The sequence below is a fragment of the Streptococcus sp. ELY_137 genome (assembly GCF_058314515.1).
In genome coordinates, this window is sequence record NZ_JBZFUL010000002.1 from 157,747 (window position 1) to 180,426 (window position 22,680).

Sequence of the window (22,680 nt, forward strand, 5' to 3'; positions counted from 1 at the left end):
TGGGGGTGTAAGATGGCTATCAGATTTGAAGAAGGGATAACTAAAGACCATGCTTTGCTTTTATGTGAGTGGTCTAATAAGGAGGGAAAGGACTTCCAAGAGCAGTGGATGGGACCGCAGATTTCCTATCCATTGAATGATGACAAGATAAAAGAATTAGCAAATATATTTTCAATCTTCAATGATGATGAATTTATAGGTGTGATACAAAAAGTAGAGGTTAAAAACAATAATATACACATAGGGAGATTCGTATTAGACCCCCAAAAAACAGGGATGGGGCTTGGGAAAGAAGCACTGAGCAGATTTATGGATCTCATTTTTGAGGATGCAAATATAAAAAGTATCACCTTAACTGTTTTTGATTTCAATCAAAATGCCAAGAAACTTTATGACAAACTTGGATTCAGAATTGATGAAGTATTTGAAACGCCAAAGCTCAAATATACTATGAAATGTGAGAGAAAGGCTAGGCTATGAAGCTAACAGATGAATTATTTACAAAATATGGGTTAATAGAGGAAGCTCTCTTGCCCTATGGATTTCAAAAAAGAGGGAATTCATATTTCTACAATAAGCTGATTCACAATAATGAATTTGACCTTCACATCCTAGTTGAAAATCAGAAAATTGATGCGAGACTGATAGAAGTGGAGTTTGGTGAAGAATACACCTTGATAAATACTGACGCTACTGGCAGTTTTCTGGCTGCCTTGAAAGGAGAATGCCAAAAGGTGCTTCTTGATATCAGGGACAAGTGCTTTAAAAAAGACGATTTCTTTTTCGCTCAAACAAACAGAATTGCTGATTTGATTAAGAAGAAATACGGAGTAGAGCCAGAAAGAAGTAAGAATGGCAATGACACTAATGGAATCTTCCGCAACCCTGCAACAAAGAAGTGGATCGGCCTTGTCATGCTCGGGAAAAGGAGTAATCTTATAGGTGATTCAGAAGAAAAGGTCGAATATCTGAACTTAAACTTTAAGCAGGATGCAGAAAAATATCATCAAAAAGGGATTTACCATCCCTACAAGAAAAAGAACAAGCATTGGATCGCCATAATCATGGATGATACACTGACTGATAAGGAGATTATGGCTTTAGTGACTATCAGCTATGAAAAATCCAATCAGTAAGTGACCTATGATAACTATCAGCGCAATCCGGTTGTTTAGATTATTAGCGAAGGCTGGTAAGAAAAGAGACAGGAAAGAAAATACTTCTTAAGTCTTTCACAAAAAAATGTTATAATGAAAACGCTTAGAAGTTGGCGTTTAAAAGAAAGGAACAAAGGTGACATTATGAAGGCTTGGGTTTTATCTAGCCAAACAAAATTAGGTGTACCAAATTTAGAATGGGTTGAAGTGCCTAAACCACAGCCAGAATCAGAAGAACTTTTAATCGCTGTTCATGCAGTGGGCTTGAATCCCGCTGATTACAAACTGGCACAACAAGGGGTGGCTTCTTGGGAGTATCCTCATATTTTAGGTTTAGATATGGCAGGAGAAATCGTTGCTGTTGGCGATGGTATTGAAAACTTCGATATTGGAGAGCGAGTAGCTGCTCATATTGATTTAGCCCAACAAGGTTGCTTTGCAGAATTCGCGACCGCTCCAACCTATACGGTGGCCAGAATTCCTCAAAATGTTGCTTTTGAAGAGGCTGCAGGTCTCTTGTCAACAGGGCTTACTGCCTATCAAGCGCTGCATCGTAAGGCAAACCTAGCAAACAGAAAATCCATACTTGTTCATGCTGGATCGGGCGGTGTTGGATCCATGGCTATTCAGCTGGCTAAAATTGCTGGGCTTAGAGTCTTTACGACAGTCCCCGGTAATAGGAAAGATTTCGTTTATAGTTTAGGGGCTGATGTAGCTGTTGACTATGAAAGAGAAAATATTGCCGATGTCATCAGAGAACAGACTGCTGGGTTAGGTGTAGACTTGATTATTAATACCTTGGGGCAAAGTTATGCGGACAAAGATATTGATATGCTTGCATTCAATGGGGATTTAGTCTGTATTGTTGCTCCGCCGAGTGCTAGTGCTATGAATAAATTGTTTTCTCGCGGCTTGGGAGTTCATCTAACTTTTGTAGGAGCTGCCCATCAAAGCGGCAATATGCAGCAAAAGCGGGATTTAGGACAAATGGCAGAAGCAGTACTGTCACTGGTTGCCCAAGGAAAATTACAAGTTCCAATTGCTCGCTCCTTTACCTTTGCGGATTTACCACTAGCACTAACGGCCCTAGAAAAAGAGCCGCCTGCAGGCAAATTTGTCGTTCAAGTTGATGGATAGATGTCTTAAAGTTAAATGATAAGTGTTTTTGTGGTGAACATAAAATTTTAGTTTATCAAATATCCAAAAATTAAAAGCGAAGACCAGTGGAGTTTGGCCTTCGCTTTTTCTAAAATTCGAAATGACTGTGACTGTCTTTGTTAAGCAGTTTTCGCAGAGCAATTCAAAGGTTCGAACATCGAATTATTTAATGTTTCGAGACTCTAGACCTTCTTCTTCAAGGAAGAGACGGAATGGAATCAGGTCTTCGGCTTCATAGCGAGCTTTGAAGGCCGCGATAGCTTCCTCTGAGTAAACTTTTGGATCCAATTCCAGCTGAGGGGCTTCCACTGGGATGGGACGATCCTGTGTGATCCGAGCATCGATGACAACCGTTTTGCCTGCCTTGTTAAGCTCGACGGCTTCCTTAATAATAGTATCAACATCCTCGATACGGTCAACTCGCAAACCAACAGCTCCTTGAGCCTCGGCAATTTTGACGTAATCTGGATTAGTGAAGTCAACCCCAAAGAGATGTTTATTAGTATCTTCATACTTATTTTTGATGAAGGCATACTCAGCGTTGGAGAAGACTAAGTTGATGACAGGTAGGTTGTACTGAACATTAGTGATGACATCTGGATAGCTCATCCCAAAGGCTCCATCTCCCATAATGTTCCATACTTGGCGGTTTGGATTGTCCTTCTTAGCAGCAATACCTCCAGGAAGAGCAATACCCATCGTGGCAAAGAGCGGAGAAGTGCGCCACATGTTTTTGGGGGTCATATGCAGGTGACGGATAGAGGTTTGCGTTGTATTTCCAACATCAATGGAGTAGATAGCGTCCTCATCAGCGTATTTATTAACAGCATTGTAGACTTGGAAGAGCTGGAGTTCTCCTTGAGTTTTTGTTTCCAGTTTAGTAAGGTAATCACGCCAGTTTTGATTGTTTTTGATAGCAGCACGCCACCAAGGTGTTGATTCGACAGCCTTTACTCGTTCTAAAAGCGCTTGAGCTGCCCGACCAGCATCGCCTAGGATAGAAGCATCAAGAGCATGACGTTTCCCGAGCTTGTAGGGGTCGATATCTACTTGAATGAATTTTTCTGTATTTTTGAAGGCTTGGTAGACTTCTGAAAATGGGAAATTAGATCCTAGAAACAGCACAGTGTCAGCTTCGAAAACAACTTCGTTAGCGGGTTTCCACCCAACGCGGTAGGCTGAACCTGTCAAACCCTCATAGTTCCATTCAAAAGCCTCAAAGTTTTTACCAGTCGTAATAATTGGGGCTTTGATTTTACGAGATAATTCAGTGATGACATCTCCTGCCCCAACACCGCCGAAGCCAGCATAAATAATTGGGCGCTCTGCTTGATTGAGGATTTCGACAGCTTTATTGATTTCAGTCTCATTCAGAGCAGGCGCTAGGAAGGTACGTTCGTAAGACCCGGAACCGTAGTAAGAATCTTCATCGATTTCTTGGAAACCGAAATTAACAGGAATTTCAACAACGGCGGGTCCTTTTTTAGAAACGGCAGCACGGCAGGCTTCGTCGATAACTTTTGGTAACTGTTCGGCGTAGGCTACCCGTTTGTTGTAAATGGCAATACCATTATACATTGGATTTTGATTGAGTTCTTGAAAAGCATCCATGTTTAATTCATTAACAGGACGAGATCCTAGAATAGCCAAGAATGGTGTATTATCCATGGCAGCGTCGTAAACACCATTGATAAGGTGAGTAGCACCAGGGCCGCCAGATCCAACAGCAACACCGATAGACCCGCCAAACTTAGCTTGCATGACGGCTGCTAAAGCACCGGTTTCTTCGTGCCGCACTTGTAAGAAATCTATATCTTTATCCTCAGCTAAGGCATCCATCAAGGAACTCAGAGTTCCCGAAGGAATCCCATAGATGGTATCAACTCCCCATGTTTTTAAAACATTGAGCATGGCCGCTGAGGCAGTAATTTTACCTTGACTCATATGAAGTCTCCTTAAAAAATATTTATTGTCACAGTGGAATCATATCATATTTTTGTGAAAACGCATACATATTGGTTTGGAAATTTAAAGAGAATACTTAGCCCCATAATTATCAGAACAAAAGAATATGAAAAGACGCTCTCTAGCAATCGTCTTTTCATATTTATAAACAGTTTTAAATATTTTAAGATACAGACAGTATAATAAAAACACCCGATTCGGGTGCCACTTTTTCAAGTTGATTACGGACTGGATTAAAAAATCACTGCCTTATTTTAACTTGCTGTGTTGTTTCGAATGGTTCCAAAACAGGGCACGGATAGCCGTTTGAATGTCTTGTGTTTTAGAGCTGTGTTGTTTCGAATGGTTCCAAAACTGGATAATTTATCGACAACTCAGTTAAAGGTGTTGAAATATTTGTGGTCTTAACTATTAAAGTTGCAATTTTGCAACTTTTTATTTTGGATTTCAATATTAGATTTTTGTGCCAGAACATCGTGTTCCCTTTATTTCAATGATTTTATGCTATAATAGCCTAGTCTACTGACGAAAATGTATAGAAAGATTTGAGCTAGGGATTCCTAGCAAAGAGGTATTAGTTTTGTCTCAATCTTACATCAATGTTATCGGAGCGGGCTTGGCAGGTTCGGAAGCAGCCTACCAGATTGCTAAGCGCGGGATATCCGTCAAACTCTATGAAATGCGTGGCGTTAAGCCAACACCCCAGCATAAAACCTCTAACTTTGCGGAGTTAGTTTGTTCGAATTCTTTTCGTGGAGATAGTCTGACTAATGCTGTCGGCCTTTTGAAAGAGGAAATGCGCCACTTGGATTCTATCATCATGCGTAATGGTGAAGATCACCGTGTTCCAGCGGGTGGTGCTATGGCAGTGGACCGCGAGGGCTATGCCCAAGCGGTTACTGATGAAATCAGCAAGCATCCCCTCATTGAGGTTATCCGCGGAGAAATCACTGAACTTCCAGAGGATGCCATCACAGTCGTGGCGACTGGCCCTTTGACATCAGATGCACTTGCTGAGAAAATCCATGCCCTCAATGGTGGGGAAGGCTTTTATTTCTACGATGCGGCGGCTCCAATCGTCGACATCAGCACTGTTGACAGGAACAAGGTCTATCTCAAATCACGTTATGATAAGGGAGAAGCTGCTTATCTAAATTGTCCGATGACTAAAGAAGAGTTCATGTCTTTTCATGACGCTCTCATCAATGCCGAAGAAGCTCCGCTCAATTCCTTTGAAAAGGAAAAGTACTTTGAAGGCTGTATGCCGATTGAAGTCATGGCTAAGCGTGGTATCAAGACCATGCTCTATGGTCCAATGAAGCCAGTTGGACTAGAATACCCTGATGACTACAAGGGCCCTCGGGATGGAGACTTCAAGACCCCTTATGCCGTTGTTCAGCTCCGTCAGGACAATGCTGCAGGCAGTCTCTACAATATTGTTGGTTTCCAGACCCATCTCAAGTGGGGGGAACAAAAGCGAGTCTTTCGCATGATCCCAGGTCTTGAAAATGCTGAGTTTGTCCGCTACGGGGTTATGCACCGTAATTCTTACATGGATTCGCCTAATCTACTTACACAGACTTTCCAGTCTCGTAAAAATCCTAATCTCTTCTTTGCCGGTCAGATGACTGGGGTTGAAGGCTATGTTGAGTCAGCGGCTTCTGGACTGGTTGCGGGTATCAATGCGGCTCGGCTGTTTAAAGGGCAAGACCCCCTCGTATTTCCTGAGACGACTGCTCTTGGCAGTCTTCCGCACTACGTCACTCATACCGACAGCAAGCATTTCCAACCCATGAATGTTAACTTTGGGATTATCAAGGAATTGGAAGGTCCGCGTATCCGTGATAAGAAGGAGCGCTACGAAAAAATTGCGGAGCGCGCCTTGGCGGATCTCGAAAAAATTACATTATAGAAAAGTAAAAGACAAGCTTTAGTTCCCTCTTAGGGTAGGCTTGTTTTTTAATGATTCTACGAAGCTCATCAAATCAGGGCAGGTGTTGCTTCTGTCTAGAAATCAAAACAGCAATAGCAAGAAAGAAGAGTTTGTCTATTTTATGGAATATTGACTTTACGCCAAACTCATTTTTATAAAGTTTTTAATGCATTTATACCTTATTTGAAAGAGCTGTTGAGCCAGCAAGTTTTTTGAGTTATAATAAGCCTATGAAATTAACAAAACGACACTTTGGTTATCTTTTTTTAGTTATCGCTCTTATTTACGCTACCGTGACGTATTGGTCAGTAGGGCAGGATATTTTATTGACTTGTTATCGGGCCAGCCTCCCGTTTTTAACAGGGGCAGGATTGGCTTATATCATTAACATAGTCCTGAGTGGCTATGAAAAGCTTATGTACTTGGCTTTTGGCCGCGATATTCCAGGTAAACGCGCTATCAGTCTCGTTCTGTCCTATATGACTTTTGCAGTTGCTATTTTCCTGATTTTCTATATTGTCTTGCCAGATTTATTGACTAGTTTAAGGTCCCTCTCCAATATTGATATCAAGGGGATTGGAAAATATTTAGATGATGTGCAAAAAAGTCCTTCTATTAAAAGATTCTTAGCTTATTTTGACATTGACCTAAGCAAAACTACTAACAATCTCTTGGCCAATTACAATAAGCAGATTTCAGCAACCCTGATCGGAATCCTAACAGGTCTTTTGACTTCTGTGACAAGCTTTGCCTCCGGTCTCATATCTGTTTTTGTTAGTTTTGTCTTTTCTATTTATGTCTTAGCTGGTAAGGAAAAATTAGGCCGTCAGGGTAATATGCTGGTTCATGCTTATTTACCTAAAATTGAGAAACAGTTTCACTATGTACGTCAAATTGCCCACGAAAGTTTTCATGGTTTCTTTAGAGGACAGACGATTGAGGCCATTATTCTAGGGAGCCTTTGTTCTTTGGGGATGATTGTTTTCAAGATCCCTTATGCTGCGACAATTGGAGTACTGGTAGGTTTTACAGCTTTAATTCCAGTTGTCGGAGCCTATATCGGCTTATCAATCGGTGCGGTTTTAATTATGACCCAGTCTGTCCCACAAGCGCTCTTCTTTATTATCTATCTAGTTGTCCTTCAGCAATTTGAAGGCAATCTAATCTATCCGCGCGTCGTTGGTGGCTCCATTGGTCTTCCTCCTATGTGGGTTCTTCTAGCCATTACTGTTGGGGCATCTCTCTGGGGAATTCTGGGGATGCTGTTAGCTGTCCCGACTGCAGCAACGGTCTATAAGCTCATTAGAAATAATGTTCACGCTAAAACGGCAGCTGAAACAGCCCTTGATAGCGGTGAAAACACTTTATAACCCCTAGCTTAATAGGCTTAATCGTGCTATAATGATAGCAGATTTTTAAGAAAGTTGGACGATTGATTATGTCACAAAGTTCAAAAAATATTTTTCAACGTGTTATTGTCATCTTGACCTTACTAGCTTCTATTGTATTATTTGCTTTTATTGTCATGAATGTTTGGCACATTCAACAGGTTGCGACAAGGATTGGTTTTCACTTTACAGCTAGTAAAGGCAAGCTCGTCCAGCTGGACGATTCCGTTCAGCAGTTCGTCTGGTGGGTGTCTGCCTGGATTGTCCTGCAGTTACTCTTTTTCCTCGGTCTTTTGATTCATTTCTTTAAGGCGACAAAAAAGGAAGACGTATCTGGCTCTAGACGCGTTGATGATGCTCCGTCCCGAGAACGCGAAACTCCTCGCCATCGCAGACAGGCCTACGAAGATGAAGATGAAAATGAAGAAGTGGATGACGCTTTTTCTGAAAGCGAAAATACTCGTGAAGAAATCAGTTCCCAAGCAAGAGAGACGGTAATTGATAGCGAAGCAGAGGAATCAGAAAGTCTATTAGCAGAAGAAGAGGAAGCAGCAAATTATCGGCAAGGTCGCCGCTCTGAGCGTTACTCAGCTGACACTGAAGAATTGGAAATTCCAAGGCCAGTGGGGCGCCGCTCACGCCGCGACCGTCGCTAAAAATAGTCAAGCCACAAAAGGAAGCAGCAAGCTAGTCAGTTGCCTTCCTTTTATTATGGTTCAAAGCTTGATTTTCCACTCTCAACGTGCTAAGATAATAAAGCATTAATCAAATAACTGATGTTTGGGAAAAGCCATCATTAAAAAAAACCTGCTTTACGACACAAGCAAATTCAGGCTTTTACCCTTGGGTAGAGGCTTTTTCTTATGTGCACCAGTTGAGAAATGAGGAATTCATATATGAAACGCCAATCTGCCTTGGTTGTCTTTAGCGGCGGCCAAGATTCAACAACCTGTCTGTTCTGGGCCATGAAACACTACCAGCATGTTGAAGCCGTGACCTTCGCCTACGGTCAACGTCATGAAGAAGAAGTAGAGGTTGCAAAGGGCATTGCTAAGGAGCAAGGAATCGATCATCATATTCTTGATATGTCCCTGCTTGGGCAAATTACAACTAACGCTCTCACAACAGATATGACCATCGAATCAAAAGAAGGCGAAGTTCCCAATACTTTTGTGGATGGACGCAATCACCTCTTCCTTTCCTTTGCGGCTGTTCTAGCTAAGCAAAAAGGAATCACAGATATTGTAACAGGTGTTTGTGAAACAGACTTTTCTGGTTATCCGGACTGCCGTGATGTCTTTGTCAAATCGCTCAATGTCACTCTTAATCTAGCTATGGATTATGACTTTGTTATTCAGACTCCACTCATGTGGCTAGATAAGGCGGAAACTTGGGCATTAGCTGATGACTTAGGTGCTTTTGACTATATTCGAGAAAGAACGCTGACTTGCTATCAGGGCATTATCGGTGCAGGCTGTGGAGAATGCCCAGCCTGCAAGCTCCGTCAGCATGGGCTAGATACCTATTTGGTACAAACACAAAAGGAGGTGCAGTAATGTTTTCAACACCCAAGGAAATTAAAGAAGAAACGGGTGAGTCATTGGTTTATGCGCCCAAGCGTATTTTAGTTTCAAAATCCTTTACCTTTGATGCTGCTCATCATCTTTTTCAATACGATGGTAAGTGTAAGGCTCTGCATGGCCATACCTACCATTTAGAAATAGCTGTCAGCGGATTGCTAGACGAGCGGGGAATGGTCTATGATTTCAGTGAGTTAAAGGCTATTTATAAAGAGCATTTAGAGCCTAAACTTGACCATCGCTATCTCAATGAAAGCCTCCCTTATATGAATACAACAGCTGAGAACATGGTTTACTGGATTTACCAAACCGTCAAAGCTGCCTTGCCTAAAGAAGCCAGCTTACGCATGGAGCATGTACGCTTGCATGAAACTCCAAGTGCCTATGCGGAGTTTCGCCGAGAATGGGAGGAAGAATAATGCCTAAGGAACGTGTATTAAAACTGCCTGTTCTAGAGGTCTTTGGCCCAACCTTCCAAGGTGAGGGACGTGCGATCGGGCAAAAAACCATGTTTGTCCGTACCGGTGGCTGTGATTATCACTGCGACTGGTGCGATTCGGCATTTACCTGGGATGGTTCAGAGAAGCCTACCCGTATGACCAGCGACCAAGTGATCGAGGCACTGGATGCGCTGGGAAGCTACGATTATGTCACCCTATCTGGCGGCAATCCTTGTCTTTTAGCTGCCAATATGGCTGAATTGGTTTCTAAACTCAAGGCACGCGGGGTCACTCTAGCTGTTGAGACGCAAGGTTCACGTTGGCAGGACTGGCTCTTAGATATCGATGATGTGACGATAAGCCCCAAACCACCTTCCAGTAAGATGCTAGTCAATATGGAAACCTTGGACTTTATCGTATCTAAGCTGCCAAGAGAGCGTGTCACCTTTAAAATCCCCATTTTTAACGATGACGATCTATCCTTTGCCAAAATAATTCAGGAGCGCTACCAGCCAGATGTCCTCTATCTTTCAGCAGGAAATCCAGAGCCAAAAGCGCAAGGGAACATTGTTCAGAATCAGCTGCAGCGCCTGCATGAGCTCTGGGATCGCGTTGCAAATGATGATAGCTGGGGTAATGTCCGTGTTTTACCGCAGCTCCATACCCTTGTCTACGATAATAAACGCGGTGTCTAAAATATTATTATAAGAGAAAGAAGCACTTATTATGACAACATCTCAAGAAGAAATGAAAGATTTAACCTTGCTGGGTAATCAGCGGATCCCTTATGTTTTCGACTATGATCCAAGCATTCTGGAATCCTTCCAAAATCGTCATCAAGAAAATGACTACTTTATCAAGTTTAACTGTCCGGAGTTCACTTCACTTTGTCCCATTACTGGGCAGCCTGATTTTGCAACTATTTATCTGTCTTACATCCCAGATGAACTCTGCGTAGAGTCTAAATCGCTGAAACTCTACCTATTTTCTTACCGTAATCATGGTGATTTTCATGAAAATTGCATCAATACTATTGGTAAGGATTTGATTGAACTGCTTAACCCCCGTTACCTTGAAGTCTGGGGAAAATTCACCCCGCGCGGTGGTATCTCAATCGACCCCTACTTTAACTATGGACGACCAAAAACCAAGTATGAAGAGATGGCTAATTACCGCCTCATGAACCATGACTTGTATCCAGAAACGATTGATAATCGATAATCAGATACATAGAAATAGCCAGCTAGGGAATCTCTACTCTAGCTGGTTATGATTTTTTAATAAGCTCCGCTTTAAGTTATTTGAATGATGATCAACCTGAATTCCTGTGTTTCTAAAATCATAGAGCACCGGAAACAGTAATATTCGTATCATTTAGCAGAGTTTCATTCAGTTGATTTGTGCGTTTGGCCGTGATAACACCTGCCAAGATACTGTCATTGACATTGACCAGGGTACGACCCATATCAACAATTGGATCAATAGCAATCAAAATACCCAAAGTTGCAACAGGTAAGTTTAAAGTTCCAAGAACAATCAAAGTTGTAAACAAAGCCCCGCCGCCGACACCTGCAACACCAAAAGAAGCGATCACGTCGATTAAGATGAGAGTAAGGATAAACTGCCATGAAAAGACATTGATTCCAATGGTTGGTGCAATAATCGTCGCAACCATCGAAGGGTAAACACCAGCACAGCCATTTTGACCGATTGTTAGGCCAAAACTAGCAGCGAAGTTTGCGATAGTTGAGTCAACTCCGAGGGACTCTGTTTGGATTTTTACATTCAGGGGCAGGGTACCTGCACTGGTTCGCGAACTAAAGGCAAATATTAAAGCAGGCCAAACCTTTTTATAATAAACAAGAGGGTTGATCCCACTGGCTATTAATAAAGATGTATGAACCGAGAGTACGACGACTAAAGCTACGTAGACTGCAATGATAAAGATACCCAGCCGCCCAATCGTTTTTATAGAATTGACCGCACTTGCGTTTGTAATGAGTGCAAAGATACCATACGGTGTTAGTGAAAGGACCAGCTTAACGATACGATTAATAATCAATTGCAAACTTTTGATAAGTTTAGCAAAAACCTCAGCACTCTCTGGCTCCGATTTTTTGACAGCTAAATAGGCGACACCTACAAAAATAGCAAAGACAACAACAGCTATAGTGCTTGTTGCACGTGTTTCTGAAAAATCAGCAAAGATATTGCTTGGTAGGAAATTTACAATTTGCTGAGGCAGTGTCAGGCCTGTGAGTTCATCTTGATGTTCTTGAATATTGGCCAAAGCCGCTTTATCAGCAATCCCTGAAAAATTAGCCCCCTGTAATTTAAACAAGATGGTCGAAAGGTAGCCAATCAAGGAGGCAACAGCAGTTGTCCCTAGTAAAACAGCTAAGGTCGTTCCTGCAATTTTTTTAATATTTTGCGAGATTTTTAATTGAGTAAAAGCGCTAACGAGGGAGATGAAAACCAAAGGAATAATCAGCATTTTTAAGAGACTGACATAGCCATTGCCTACGATACTCAACCAATCGAGGGCTGTTAAAAGAGCTGGATGATCAGCACCTAAGCTGAGCTGCAGTAGCAGTCCAAAAATTGTTCCCGCAATCAGTGCAGTGAAGACAAGTGTTGTGAACCCTATTTTTCTGCGGTGCAAATAAGCCAAGACAGTTAGAACGATACCACCAAGTCCCACAATCAGACTTGCTAAAACATTTTCTGTCATAAGAACCTCCTTTATAATGATAGGCAGAGTCATTGCTAAACTGCTAATATACCATTAAAAGACAGCTTTTAACAATGGCATAGATGTTTTCAATTAATGAGTAAATTATAGTTCGCCTATCTTATAAATTCAACAGATTAGGTTATTCTAATTTTCAATCTCTGCGATAAAGAATTTCTATCACTGGACTCTTTCGTTCTTTTGTAGTCTATTTTTCAATCAGAAGGGGGATATAAAAACCTCACCCGTCTCATGAAATAGTGGGTGAGGTGCATGGCGCATTTGTATTTAAGCTAAATTATTAGTTTGCATAATTTATAATACGTAAATTATAGGTTATCTAGAGCATCTTTTTGTTCATCATTAACGATATGGGTGTAGAGGTCGGTAACCTGGGTAGAAGCGTGACCGAGTTGGTGACTGACGAGTACTTGGGATTTGGTGGCATCATAGAGACGGGTCGCTAGCGTGTGACGGAGCTTGTGGGGAGTGACACGAACTTTGAAATCCTCCGAGTACTTAGCCACCATTTTTTCGACACTAGAAGCATCGATACGATTGGGAACCCCACGATATTCTGATAAGAAAAGAGCCACATCTTGTTTTTCGGCCTTATAGCGAGCATTGCGGATCTTCAAATAATCTTCTAAGTAAGGTTTGGCAAAACCAGCAACATTGACCGAGTCTCGCTTACCGCCCTTGCGAGTGACTTCAATAACCATCATATTGAGGTTGATATCTTTTAGATCAAGGTTAACAGCCTCTGACAAACGCACACCAGAAGCCAGCAGCAGGGCGATAATAGCCAGATCGCGTTCCTTATTTTTTCGGAAAGATGATTTGGCCCGATTGGAGAGCTTGTTTTCATAATCTTTGTCCACATAATCCAGAAATCCCATGGTTTCATCACCTAGGAAGAGTTTCTGTTTGATATTTTCTGCCCTGGCAGCAAGTGTTTCTTTTTTCTTTTTAGTGGAGACCTTTTTCATGACATTGCGGTAGAAATAAGGCTCGCCTTGATCATTTTCCACCTCCTCAGTCAGATATTTATAAAGACTGGAGAGGGCCGACAGGCTACGGTTGATAGTGGTCTGAGAAACTCCGTTTTTAGTCGAATAGGTGTTGAGTGACGGACGTTCACGCAAGTAAAGAATAAAGGATTCCATATCTTTTTTAGTTAATTTCTCGAGAATCTCTAGCGGAATATCAGCAAGCCTATCAGCCTGAACAATGTCAGCATCAATCAGCCATTCAAAAAAACGGCGATATTCTTTGAGATACTCATATAAGGTCGTCAGACTGTAAGGCACTGATAGTTTAGACTGGTAATAGTCTAAAACATACCAAGGCATAAGAGCTTTTAATTCCTCGATTTTTTCTAATAAATGTTGACGTTTCATTTTTTTGTTTCCTTCGTTTTTTTATCTAGTATCTAGATAGTAGTATATCACGCCTCTATATATTTTTCAAGAAAATTACAGTTTTTCGGAAAGAAGTTATAACAAATACCCGAAACGATTAATACCTACGTTTTTCAGTCACAACTAAACCCAGCCACATAAAAGACATTCAGGCAGCTGGGTCTTATTAAAGGCTGGTCTTATATCCCTAATTTTTTCGCTTCTTGCTCAATATCTAGTAGGAAATCTTCTGTTTCCTCCTTTATGATTTTAGAAATGATCTGGCCGTCTTTCATGAACAGGCAGCGTTTTCCATAGGAGGCTACATGGCTGTCATGGGTGATGAGGATGATGGTCCTTCCTTCTTGGTTTAGTTGTTGGAAAATGCCCATAACCTCTTGGCTCATTTGGGAATTGAGGGCTCCTGTTGGTTCGTCCGCAAATATGATGCTAGGCTGATTAATAAGCGCCCGACAGATACTGGCACGCTGGAGCTGACCGCCCGATACCTGACGAATATCCGCATTTGCCAAATCTGCTATTGCCATCTTTTCAAGTAAGTCATAGGCACGTTGGTAAATCTCTTTTTTGGCTTGCTTTTTTAGCTGGAGAGCTGGCAAAACGATATTGTCAATAATCGACAAGTTACTGAGAAATTGACTTTTCTGAAAAACAAATCCCATATTTTCTAGACGCAATTGACTTAATTGGTTGTCAGATAACTGGCTGAGTGACTGGTTATTAAGGGAGACATCTCCGTGCTCGATTCTGTCTAAACCGCTGATTTGGTAAAGAAAGGTTGTTTTTCCACAGCCTGATGGTCCCATGATGGTCACAAAATCATCTTTATGAACGGTTACATTGATATCGGTTAAAACTTGGTTCTTTCCGAAAAATTTAGATAAATGCTGAATGCTTAACATGGTATGACCTTTTTCCTTTCTGATGACCGAGTTATCCGTTTCTATAGGCTAAGAATGACTGCTTTTTAACAGGAATGAGTGCCATATAAGTGAGGATGGCAATAATAAGGAACAAAACGCAAAAATAAACGGCGAGTTCGGTCCAGCTCATGGCGACAAATGATAATTGCTGAATACCAGAATTTAGCAGACCAAACAGACTACTAATAAAGGGTTCTCCTAGATACTGTACCAATAAGATTCCGCTGAAAGCACCAAGCAAGGAGCTGATGGCTAGCGGATAAAGTTCCTGTAAATAGACAGAGCTAAAGGATAATCCCAACGTGCGCTTAAATACGAATTCTTTGAGGTTGCGTTTGACATGTAAACTTAAGAATAAGAATAGAAGGCTGCTAAAAATCAGCAAACTTATTCCTAAAGTGGTATTTGAAGCCTTTTGCAGCTCTTGAATCATTCCGCCTAGGGTTTGCTGAACAATTCCTTTGGTATCGTTAATGCGGTAGCCTTTCTTACCAAGCTTTGATATCAATAGTTGCAGTATTTTTTCCTTCTGATGGTGGTTGGTCAGCCGGAGGTAGAAAATGTATTTTTGCGAATGTGCCTGACCGAAATCACTGGGCAATTTCGCTGTTTTTCCGCCATTCGTAATATCCTGATAGAGTCCGACGATTTTTGGAGAAATGGATTGCCCATTCACTGTAAGAGTGAGCTTGTCTCCTAGACCCTTCCCTAATTCCTCGGCTGCCAAAAGAGACAGAGCAATTTCCTGATTATTTCTGGCTGCGTGTCCTTGGGTATAATGCAGTTCTTCTCCTGCATCCTGCCCCATATCTACTGGGAGGCTAACTGTATCTCCTTGTGATGAGGTGGCTTGCAGTTGTGTTCTCCTGATTTCAGAGAGAGATACAGAGTGGCTCTGCGAGAGCTTTTGTAGGGTCTGTCTCGCAGTTTTTGCTCTTGCGTCGACCCCTTCTCCTTCTGTTACTTCCAAAGAAATATCGTATTTGGCGCTCCCCATGTAGGTAATAAATTCTGGCGCATTCATGGTATGAATAAGACGAGAAGGCAGGAGGATAGTTAGACTTATGAAAAGACAGAGCCAAAACGGAAAAGCATAACCGTTTTTGAGCTTTCTTTTTGTTATTAAGAGGTTGGCAGACAGATGGCGGACAGGAGGAAATTTTCTTTTTCTCCTACGCGAGACAAACCCATTTTCCTGAACAAGGAGATCCACAACACTTGCTTTTTTAATACGATTCAAAATTATCCAGGAATAGAAAGTGATGACAAAGAAAAGTAAGATTACAATCACAAAGCCTAACATGCCATCGACCAATGAGAGAGCTGTCTGGCCAAAGGTTTCCCTGATTCTTTGCGTCGTTACAGGTAGAAAAACAAGAGCCAGAGAATAGCCTATTAAACTGCCTAAGCCAGTCGTCAAGACTATCTTTTGTAGATAGAGCTGTTCGATAGTCTTGTTGGGCAAACCAATAGCCTTTAAAAGTCCGATCTCGCCGCTTTCAGCCTCAATCTCTGCCAGTAAGATAAAGCGAAGGCAAATCAGTGTAATAATAAGCAGCAAACCTCCCGCTAGAAAGTAGATGGCTGCAGTGGCCAAATCTGTTAAAGCACTGAGAAAAAAGAGTATGCGATAAGTCAAGGATGGCCCGTTTTGTGGTAAACTTGCTTTCTTATAGGCCGATTGATAGCTGTCTGCTTGACCTGTATCGTTAAAGTAAGTTTCGATGATGACTTCTTTTTGAGAAAGATTTTTTGTTAACTCTGCAAAGTCAGCATCGCTCACTAAAAATCGTGTAGAGGAAGCCAAGGTTGAATTCATCTGTGCATCGTGAGCAACCTCTGTAATAGTAAAGGTTTTGCTAAATGCGCCTTCTTGAATACGAAGCCGATCACCGATTTTCATAGAAAATTGATCCCGCAAAAGTTTTGGAACGGCGACTTCTCCCGATTTTAACGCTATTTTTTCATGCTGTGCATTTAAGAGCAGATCGTAGGTTTTATTCTGTTTGACAAAGCTAATATCCAGCTGTGAATCCGCTAAGGCATTGCGCTTTTTGTTTTGGTGATAAACGGTCAGCTGCTTTCCTTCGACATTTAATAGCTGCACAGTCTGCCAAGCTTTGACACCTGAGTATGATTGATTAAATTGATCAATCTCTTCTTGGTTTAGCTGACCGCGATGCATTTGGATGAAATGAGGCGGCTGGGCTACTTGGTACATGTCAGAAATGCTGGATACCGTCTGTTTTATGAGAAAGAAAACGCTACAAACGATAAAGAGAGACAGGCTAGTCAGACCAATTAACAACAAATTTTTGATAGGATGCCGCTTGAGGTCGCTTTTTAGGAGTTTGTAGAACATATGACACCTCCTTACTCTACTTTCATTTGCTTGATTGAGCGATTGCTGCCGATCAACAGTGAACTAAGGATCAGGCCAATTCCTGAAATAATCAACATAAGCCCGATTCCCCTGCCTGCTCCGCTTCCAATCAGTTGTCCAATGGTTCCTGCTAAGGCACCTTGTTTGGCCATCAGGGGTTCAAATAGATGGTCTGCCAGAAAACCTGCACACAGATAGGCAATAATGGTACCGAATTGGGTGATAAAACTAATCATTCCCCAGATTCTGCCCTGTAATTCATTAGGAATGGTTACTCTGACCAGCACATCGGCACAGGTATTGACAAAGGCCAAAGTCATAAAGAAGAGGAAAATTGTGATACCGACCCACCATATATTCATGACAAAACCGGACAATCCAATGAAGAGACCTGCTAGCAATCCAGCCTGAGCTAAAATTGCTGCATGCTGCCGATGAATGCCTTTGATCCCAATCCAGAGACTGCCGACTAAGAGTCCTACTGTGCAAAGAGCTTCCATGATTCCAACAGTTTGCGTATCAGCCATATTCAATACCAGAGGTTCAACTAAAATTTGAACTAGTCCGATAAAGAAACAAACCAAGGTCATCATAGCAATTAAGGATTGCAACCCCTTATAGCTCCGGCTAAGCTTCCAAGTTTCTCCAAATGAAATCCTCTCTTTGTCTTTTTGTTTTGAAATTTTTATTCCTTTTTTAACACAGAAAATCAAGAGGACAGCTACTAGGAAAGATAGGATATCCAGCCAAAGAATAAAGCGAATATCAAAGTAGGCTAGAAAGAATCCAGCTAAGGCAGGAGAAATTAAATAACGTGAACTAGCTGCCAGTTGAATCATGCCGCTTGCCTTGGCATACTCATCTTTGGTCAATAAATCGCTCACTGTTGCACGATAGGCTGGCTCAACCAGTGATGAAAAGACAGCACTAATGGTTACACCGATATAGATGGGGCTTAAATTGGCTGAGCCAATATTCAAATTCAGCACGATATAAAGCAAGCCTAGGACTGAGAAGCTATCGCCAATCATCATCAAGAGTCTCCGGTCATAACGATCTGCTAGATAACCTCCGACTGGCGCTAATAAAACGGTGGGCAAAAATGCCAGTAAGGTTATGAGAGAAACTGCTGTCACACTGTTGGTAACTTTTAAAGCGTAAATGGTCATAGCAAAGGCAGACATTCCTCCGCCGATACTGGAAATTAACTCTCCAATCCATATTGTTAAAAATTTTTTCATATCTGTTCCTCTTAATGTTGTATAGTATCTTTATATACCGACCACCGGTCGGTTGCGGCTAAAAATAAAATTGCTCTTACTGCAATTTTATCGTAGTGAACGACTCAATTCGCAATACCAAGCTGTCTAAATAGAAAGAAGTGAAAAGCTTCGAATAACTGCTGTTCCTCCTGTTTATCTGGCTGAAAGATCCCCTCATCAAAAAGTGTTGCTGCAGCGGCCAGCACAATCTGTATCAGCTGCTTAGGATAGGGACAGTCAAATTGGCCAGCTTGCACTCCTTCTTCAACAACCCTTGTAAAAAGAGGAGTTACTTCGTGTAAAATAGCTTGTAGAGACTTCTGATGCAGGAGGGCATTTTTAGGTTTGTGCATGTCTTCTAGCAGCTGTCCTCCATAGATATCGGTGATATTCATACTTTGGAAAGCCTCTACTAGCTTGTCTTTTGGATCCTTGTTTGACTTATCGATAACGGCTTCTACTCGTGACTTTAGAACGGCTGTTGCTTCATCTACAACGGCTTCCAGTACTTCTTCTTTAGATTTGAAATAATAGTAAAATGTCCCCTTGGCAATCCCAACGACCTTTAAAATATCGCTGACACTTGCCTTTTCGAACCCTTTTTCTTGAAATAATTGGGTAGCCGCTGTGAGAATCTCACTTCGGCGCTCATCGTACCCTTTGACAACTCTCATGCTTCCTCCTTTGTCTCCAACCGACCGTCGGTCGATCCCTCAAATAAAGCATAACATTCCTTTGTATATCTGTCAAACCTAAATATAGCCTGCTATCAAGAAAATACGTTCTGCAGCCCTATAGGAACGATCAACTAAGGTATTTAATGCTAGTAACTGATAAAAAATCCCTGCGCAGGCAGAGATTTTTCAGGGAATTGGAATTGTTCTTGTAATATTTTATCTTATCAGTCAACGCTTTTGAGTGCTTCTAACATGTCAACGGCTTTTAGTCTATGGTTAACTAGCCAGCCTAGGGCGCTCAGAATGATGATAATAGCTAGTACTGGAATGAGATAAACCGACCAGGTTAACGAGTAACTAAAGTTGAAATCATCTCCGCCCATCCGACTGATCAAAAGCCTGTGGAGTCCAAAACCACCGGCAAGGCCTACCAGAATACCAATTAGCGATAGGGTGATGGTTTCGCGGTAGATATACATGGTGACTTCTTTGCTGTGAAATCCAAGCACCTTGATAGTTGAGAGTTCACGAATACGTTCGGCAACATTGATAGTGGTGAGATTATAAAGAATCACGAGGGCAAGTAAAATTGAGACGATAATTAAAATCAGCATGACGCTGTTGAGAGAGTCCACTATCTTTTCCAGAGAATTGACCATGGCAATATTCTGTGAGACAGCTTCTACTCCTTTTAAGTCCAGCAAATCCGTCGAAAGGTTTTTAATCTTGCTGTCTGAATCATCTTTGGTCTGTAGGAGATAAGCGTTGGTTGAGAGATCAGTTTTAAAGGCCTTTTGGTAATAATTCTGGGTCATGAAGATAAAATGACCCGTATAGATCTGAGCAATGCCAGATACTTTCAAGGAAACCTTATGGCCATCCTTATCAATATAGTCAAAGTGATCGCCGACCTTTACCTGATAGAGTTGGGCGAGTTTTTCAGATAGAATAACCCCATCATCTGAGAGTTTGAGTCTTTGTCCTTTGGATGAAGATAGATTAATCATACCAGAAAAATCTTTACCTGATGTTACTAAGCTTGTCACCGTCCGATCTTCCGTAACATTTTTTATGCTCTGCTCGCTCTTTTCATAGTAGATGTCCAAGTTTTTACCGAAGTCTTTGGAAGCAATGGCTTTTTTGACAGCTGCTTTCTCCTGCGATGAGGCTTGTTTGTTGCGAACGGCAATCATGTCATAGGAGAAAATCTGTCCAAACTGCTTGTCGGCAACTCCGGAAATGGACGACTGGATGCCCAATCCAGCAAATAATAAAGCAACTGAGCCAGCCACCCCAAAGATGGTCATCAGCATGCGCTGTTTATAACGAAAGATATTGCGTGCGGTTACCTTGTGGGTGAAGCTGAGACGATTCCAAAGAAAAGTTAACCGCTCTAAGAAAATTTTAGAACCTGCTGCTGGCGGTTTGGGCAGCAAGAGCTGGGCTGGTTTATCGCGCAGTTCACGATAGGCCACCCAGAAAGCTGGTAGAATACTGGAGAGAATGGCTAGGCCCAATGCTAAGAGAATGTAAGAAGCATGAGGAGACAATTTCATCTTATTTAGGGTCAGATCGCTCATAGCGATATTACCGATATTGACAGGGAGGTAATAGGTACCTGCTAGCACTCCTAGGATTGTTCCGACGATACCAGCTGTAGCGCCATAAACCACAAATTTACGGATGATATCTCGATTGGAGTAACCAAGAGCCTTGAAGAGCCCTGAATTTTGTCGTTCCTCATCGACAAAGCGCGTCATGGTCGTAAAGGTGACCATGGCAGCAACTAGATACAAAACAATGGGGAAAAGATCGGCGACGATTGAGATACTATCAGTTGTTGCCGAAAAAGAGGTATAGCCATCGCCACCTGGAAGCGTAGAGCGTGTATAGCTGGTGTAGGTTGGTTCTGTTAACCGGTTCTTTTCTTTTTGGGCGGTAGCAATCTTTGCTTGCGCCTGACTTATTTGCTTGCTGATCTCTGCTGCTTGCTGAGGTGGTAATTGAGCTTGAGTACCTGCTTGTGCTAATTGCTCCTTGGCCTTATCTACCTGAACTTGCTTCTTATTAATTTTTTCCTGAGCATCAGCTTTGAGGTCAGCCAAACGCTTGGCACCATTATCCTTTAGCAAGTCATTCAGGTCTTTTTGGTGATTTGCTAATCTTTCCTTATAGGTATTTTGAAAGGGATTAAGTCCAGCCAGATCATTATAGCGAATGCGAGCGATACTGTAGACATCACTGTCGAAGGCTTTTGGTAAAGTAACAGCATACCCTAATAGACTGCCGTCACCAGCTGTTGAGCTGCCCAAGCTTGTTTTAGAGAGGACTTCTGTTGAGTTGACAAAGCCCGTGATCGTGTAGGTATCATATTTTAATGAGTCTTTATTACCTCTTTTAAAAGTAATACGATCCCCAATTTTATAATCCTTACGGTAGGCCTTAGATAGAGCAATTTCTTTAGCCTTTTTAGGAAACCTTCCTGATTTAAGTTCATAGCGGGAGATATCATTGCTAGCATGATCATAGGAGAAAATACGAACAGCGTCTGTATGATCTTTGATCGTGACATCATTTAGGTAGCCGTACTCCACTTTTGCTCCCTTGATGGCAGACAGCTCCTTTTGGTCGTCCTTACTCAGTCCATAATCGGCCATAACGCTTAGGTCCATCGTGTGATACTTGGATAAGTAGTCACTGGCAGTTGTTTGCATATCGGGTGTGGTCGACTTGAGGCCGACTAGAGCAAAGGATCCCAGCATCAATAAGAGCACAATTGAAATAAAGCGTCCCTTGGATCCTGTAATAGCCTTGCGCATATCTTTCCAATAGATTTTTTTAGACATAGCTCCCTCCTAGTATTCCAGGCTTGCAATATCTTGCGGATGATCATTGGTCTTGATAGATTTTACGGTAGCATCCCGCATATGAATCACACGATCGGCAATAGGTGCTAGAGCTGAATTATGGGTTACGATGATGACCGTTGCGCCTTGCTGACGAGACATATCCTGCAGGATTTGCAGCACCTGTTTACCAGTTTGATAATCAAGGGCACCGGTCGGTTCATCACACAGCAGAATCTTTGGCCTTTTAGCTACGGCGCGTGCAATGGAAACACGCTGCTGCTCCCCGCCAGATAATTGCGCTGGAAAATTGTTGATCCGTTTCTCAAGTCCGACTTCTTTTAGAATCGTTACAGGATCCATAGCATCTTTGACAATTTCTGAGGCTAATTCGACATTTTCCTTGGCCGTCAGATTGGCTACCAGATTGTAAAATTGAAAAACAAAGCCCACATCATCGCGGCGGTAATTGGTCCGCTGGTGCGAATTGAGCTGAGCAATATCTGTGCCATCAATAATGACCTGCCCTTCATCATTGGTATCCATTCCTCCCAGAATATTGAGCAGGGTTGATTTCCCTGCCCCTGATGATCCCAGAATAATCACTAACTCTCCTTTTTCAATCTCGAAATTGACATCATCATTAGCTGAGATAGTGGTATCCCCCATATGATAACGCTTAGTAGAATGTTTAACTTCGATATAAGCCATTTCTTTGCTCCTTAATAGACACATTGTTGATTTATAACAGGAAATATTATATAATCAGCCTGTTGATTTAACAAGAACAAAAATAAACAAAGTGTTGATTTAAGG

The 22,680-nt window shown here is 41.9% G+C and carries 19 protein-coding genes; 10 read left to right on the plus strand and 9 right to left on the minus strand.

Annotation, left to right across the window (positions count from 1 at the left end; genetic code table 11):
* The first annotated feature begins 12 nt into the window (after positions 1-12).
* From AC4HAO_RS02805 to AC4HAO_RS02815, 3 genes are all read left to right on the plus strand, one after another.
* Positions 13-480, plus strand: a complete 468-nt coding sequence (locus AC4HAO_RS02805) for a GNAT family N-acetyltransferase (protein ID WP_491134501.1) — start codon at positions 13-15, stop codon at positions 478-480.
* Positions 477-1,136 carry a hypothetical protein gene (locus tag AC4HAO_RS02810; protein WP_491134503.1) on the plus strand — a complete coding sequence of 220 codons (660 nt, stop codon included), beginning with the start codon at positions 477-479 and terminating at the stop codon, positions 1,134-1,136. The genes AC4HAO_RS02805 and AC4HAO_RS02810 overlap by 4 nt, the downstream gene beginning before the upstream one ends.
* A gap of 165 nt (positions 1,137-1,301) precedes the next feature.
* Entirely contained in the window at positions 1,302-2,294 is a 993-nt protein-coding gene (locus AC4HAO_RS02815; RefSeq protein ID WP_491134505.1) for a zinc-binding dehydrogenase, read from the plus strand.
* Positions 2,295-2,477: 183 nt separating this feature from the next.
* Here the strand turns inward: AC4HAO_RS02815 and spxB are convergent, their stop codons facing one another.
* Positions 2,478-4,259, minus strand: coding sequence for a pyruvate oxidase (spxB, locus tag AC4HAO_RS02820; RefSeq protein WP_491134506.1), 1,782 nt, complete (start codon positions 4,257-4,259; stop codon positions 2,478-2,480).
* Between the two features lie 601 nt (positions 4,260-4,860).
* Here spxB and trmFO point away from each other — a divergent pair.
* From trmFO to queF, 7 genes are all read left to right on the plus strand, one after another.
* A complete protein-coding gene (gene trmFO, locus AC4HAO_RS02825) occupies positions 4,861-6,192 on the plus strand; it encodes a methylenetetrahydrofolate--tRNA-(uracil(54)-C(5))-methyltransferase (FADH(2)-oxidizing) TrmFO (protein WP_491134508.1) in 1,332 nt (443 codons plus the stop codon).
* Positions 6,193-6,443: 251 nt separating this feature from the next.
* The gene (locus tag AC4HAO_RS02830; protein WP_491134509.1) at positions 6,444-7,583 is read left to right on the plus strand and encodes an AI-2E family transporter; all 1,140 of its coding nucleotides are present in this window, start codon (positions 6,444-6,446) and stop codon (positions 7,581-7,583) included.
* A 68-nt stretch (positions 7,584-7,651) separates the two neighbouring features.
* Positions 7,652-8,257: a hypothetical protein gene (locus AC4HAO_RS02835; protein WP_491134510.1), complete on the plus strand. Its 606-nt coding sequence runs from the start codon at positions 7,652-7,654 to the stop codon at positions 8,255-8,257.
* A gap of 240 nt (positions 8,258-8,497) precedes the next feature.
* Positions 8,498-9,157: a 7-cyano-7-deazaguanine synthase QueC gene (gene queC, locus AC4HAO_RS02840; protein ID WP_491093309.1), complete on the plus strand. Its 660-nt coding sequence runs from the start codon at positions 8,498-8,500 to the stop codon at positions 9,155-9,157.
* The gene (queD, locus tag AC4HAO_RS02845) at positions 9,157-9,600 is read left to right on the plus strand and encodes a 6-carboxytetrahydropterin synthase QueD (protein WP_491134512.1); all 444 of its coding nucleotides are present in this window, start codon (positions 9,157-9,159) and stop codon (positions 9,598-9,600) included. Before queC ends, queD begins: the two co-directional genes overlap by 1 nt.
* The gene (gene queE / locus AC4HAO_RS02850) at positions 9,600-10,316 is read left to right on the plus strand and encodes a 7-carboxy-7-deazaguanine synthase QueE (RefSeq protein ID WP_491134513.1); all 717 of its coding nucleotides are present in this window, start codon (positions 9,600-9,602) and stop codon (positions 10,314-10,316) included. Before queD ends, queE begins: the two co-directional genes overlap by 1 nt.
* A gap of 31 nt (positions 10,317-10,347) precedes the next feature.
* Positions 10,348-10,842: a preQ(1) synthase gene (queF, locus tag AC4HAO_RS02855; RefSeq protein ID WP_491134514.1), complete on the plus strand. Its 495-nt coding sequence runs from the start codon at positions 10,348-10,350 to the stop codon at positions 10,840-10,842.
* A gap of 118 nt (positions 10,843-10,960) precedes the next feature.
* Here queF and AC4HAO_RS02860 read toward each other — a convergent pair whose 3' ends face one another.
* The 8 genes from AC4HAO_RS02860 to AC4HAO_RS02895 all read right to left on the minus strand — a co-directional run bounded on the left by AC4HAO_RS02860 (position 10,961) and on the right by AC4HAO_RS02895 (position 22,575).
* Positions 10,961-12,352, minus strand: coding sequence for a cation:dicarboxylate symporter family transporter (locus AC4HAO_RS02860; protein WP_491134515.1), 1,392 nt, complete (start codon positions 12,350-12,352; stop codon positions 10,961-10,963).
* 329 nt (positions 12,353-12,681) lie between these two features.
* Positions 12,682-13,752, minus strand: a complete 1,071-nt coding sequence (gene xerS, locus AC4HAO_RS02865) for a tyrosine recombinase XerS (protein ID WP_491134516.1) — start codon at positions 13,750-13,752, stop codon at positions 12,682-12,684.
* Positions 13,753-13,952: 200 nt separating this feature from the next.
* Positions 13,953-14,675: an ABC transporter ATP-binding protein gene (locus AC4HAO_RS02870; RefSeq protein ID WP_491134517.1), complete on the minus strand. Its 723-nt coding sequence runs from the start codon at positions 14,673-14,675 to the stop codon at positions 13,953-13,955.
* A gap of 31 nt (positions 14,676-14,706) precedes the next feature.
* Positions 14,707-17,058: an FtsX-like permease family protein gene (locus AC4HAO_RS02875; protein ID WP_491134519.1), complete on the minus strand. Its 2,352-nt coding sequence runs from the start codon at positions 17,056-17,058 to the stop codon at positions 14,707-14,709.
* Between the two features lie 11 nt (positions 17,059-17,069).
* Entirely contained in the window at positions 17,070-18,320 is a 1,251-nt protein-coding gene (locus AC4HAO_RS02880; protein WP_491134520.1) for an MFS transporter, read from the minus strand.
* Positions 18,321-18,424: 104 nt separating this feature from the next.
* On the minus strand, positions 18,425-19,015 hold the full coding sequence (locus AC4HAO_RS02885; RefSeq protein ID WP_491134522.1) for a TetR/AcrR family transcriptional regulator: 591 nt from the start codon (positions 19,013-19,015) through the stop codon (positions 18,425-18,427).
* A 227-nt stretch (positions 19,016-19,242) separates the two neighbouring features.
* On the minus strand, positions 19,243-21,864 hold the full coding sequence (locus AC4HAO_RS02890) for an FtsX-like permease family protein (protein ID WP_491134523.1): 2,622 nt from the start codon (positions 21,862-21,864) through the stop codon (positions 19,243-19,245).
* Positions 21,865-21,873: 9 nt separating this feature from the next.
* On the minus strand, positions 21,874-22,575 hold the full coding sequence (locus AC4HAO_RS02895; protein WP_491134525.1) for an ABC transporter ATP-binding protein: 702 nt from the start codon (positions 22,573-22,575) through the stop codon (positions 21,874-21,876).
* Between the last annotated feature and the right edge of the window lie 105 nt (positions 22,576-22,680).